1 protein-coding gene and 2 pseudogenes are annotated in these 1,676 nt (G+C 36.1%); 2 read left to right on the top strand and 1 reads right to left on the bottom strand.

Annotated elements, in window-relative coordinates:
- Nucleotides 1-192: pseudogene (locus ACFIK4_RS01125) on the bottom strand (MBL fold metallo-hydrolase); the annotation flags it as partial.
- Nucleotides 193-196: 4 nt separating this feature from the next.
- Between ACFIK4_RS01125 and ACFIK4_RS01120 the strand changes: the two are divergent.
- Nucleotides 197-595: pseudogene (locus ACFIK4_RS01120) on the top strand (two-component sensor histidine kinase); the annotation flags it as partial.
- A gap of 472 nt (nt 596-1,067) precedes the next feature.
- The coding region (locus ACFIK4_RS01115; RefSeq protein ID WP_375674637.1) for a BA14K family protein at nt 1,068-1,676 on the top strand (609 nt) is incomplete at its 3' end.

The following is a 1,676-nucleotide window of genomic DNA, read 5'->3' as shown; positions in this document are numbered from 1 at the left end:
AGATTGCATCAATTTTTCATAAGAACAGAAGGGGAAGTCCGTACGTCCAATAGAACCACGAAAGAGAACATCACCCAAGAGGGCTAAGCGCTCTTTTTCATTGAAATAAATAACATGACCAGGGGAATGCCCCAGTGTATGTAAAACCCTAAACTCATGTCCAGCAAAATACACACACTCACCATCTTCTAACTATATCGAACAACGCACCACGATGCTTTCGGGTGTAAGCCATGATTTAAGAACCATTCTCACCCGTTTTAAACTTCAGCAAGCGTTAGCAAATACTGACTTTGATATCAAGCTGCTTGAACAAGATGTGAGCGACACGCAAAACATGTTAGAAGATTACCTTGCTTTTGCCCGTAGTGAAGAAAGTGAGTGTGTTAAAACTTTTGATTTAAATGCTCTTATGCAAAAATTCTCTACCGATGTGCATCTTCACAAACGTCAATTTTCCTACACCATTGAAAGCCCTACACCAATACAAGCACGCCCACGTGCCTTCAGGCGTCTCATCAGCAATCTTGTGTCAAATGCATTTTGTTATGCCAATACTGTCAAACTAACAGCCATATCCCAACAAGAATGTTTCCCATATATCAAAAAAAGTTCCCGCAATATATTATATTTATACAGTTATAATATGATATCGAACTCAATATTTAGCCTCACAAGAGAGTGGTCAAACAGGACTGTATTCAATCACACAAATAAGGTTCTATCTTAGCACCATAAGCCTATAATAAAAAACGATAACTTTTGTTCATACACCTATTGTTCAATTCATATTGTATCAAGCAATAAAAAATTACTCATCAATAAATAATTTATAACCAATAGTAAAAAATCTGGTGCTCTAAATACAAGCTGCTTAATTAATCTTAAGAAGAGTACATTAATTGAAATCAAAATTCTGTCATGATTTTATTTTATTGTATTGATAATAGTTTTAACTAAATGAATTTTTATTTTTTTGTCACAATAAAGTCCAAAATTGTTCAGTCTCTATTCAGTTTGAAACGTGTAGGATGTGAAAAATACGAATTGACACAAGGAGCATCATTATGAAAAAATTCTTCAGATTAGCGGTATTATCAGCAATGTCTACTGCAACCGTTTTGATGCCATTAAATCCAACGCTTGCAGATATGGCATGGTATCATAACTATGACATGAGAAGGGAGGCTGGTTTACCGTCTCACAATTTTAGCTCCCATTTTTCTCATAGTGAACATCACTCTTTTGATAACCCCCACACGCGTCATTATGTTAGCCATAAATGGGGAGCACAACAACACCATCATGTTGAACACAAGACATATCATTATGTCGAGCGCAAAAAGACAAAACACAGTAGTATTAATATAAATAACTCAGGAGAAGCTTTAGCAATGGGCATTCTTGCTCTTGCAGCAGGTGCACTTCTCGGCAAAATTTTTAAAAAATCAGAACAGCCACAAGTTGTTTATCAAACCGCACCACAGCATCAAATTGTATATCAACAGGTTCCACAAGAACAGATAATTTATGAAGCTCCGCAAACGGTGGAATATGAGCCAGTACAACAATCATTAGAATCTGATTGGCTTCAATATTGCAAGAAAAAATACCGTTCTTTCAACCCTAAAACAGGAACTTTCCGAGACCGTAATGGTTTGGAACACGTTTGTTAT

This window comes from Bartonella sp. AP9QHHD (genome assembly GCF_042195625.1).
Lineage (GTDB): Bacteria > Pseudomonadota > Alphaproteobacteria > Rhizobiales > Rhizobiaceae > Bartonella.
Note: the sequence above shows the minus strand (reverse complement) of the source record. Positions and strands in the feature narration are given on the sequence as shown.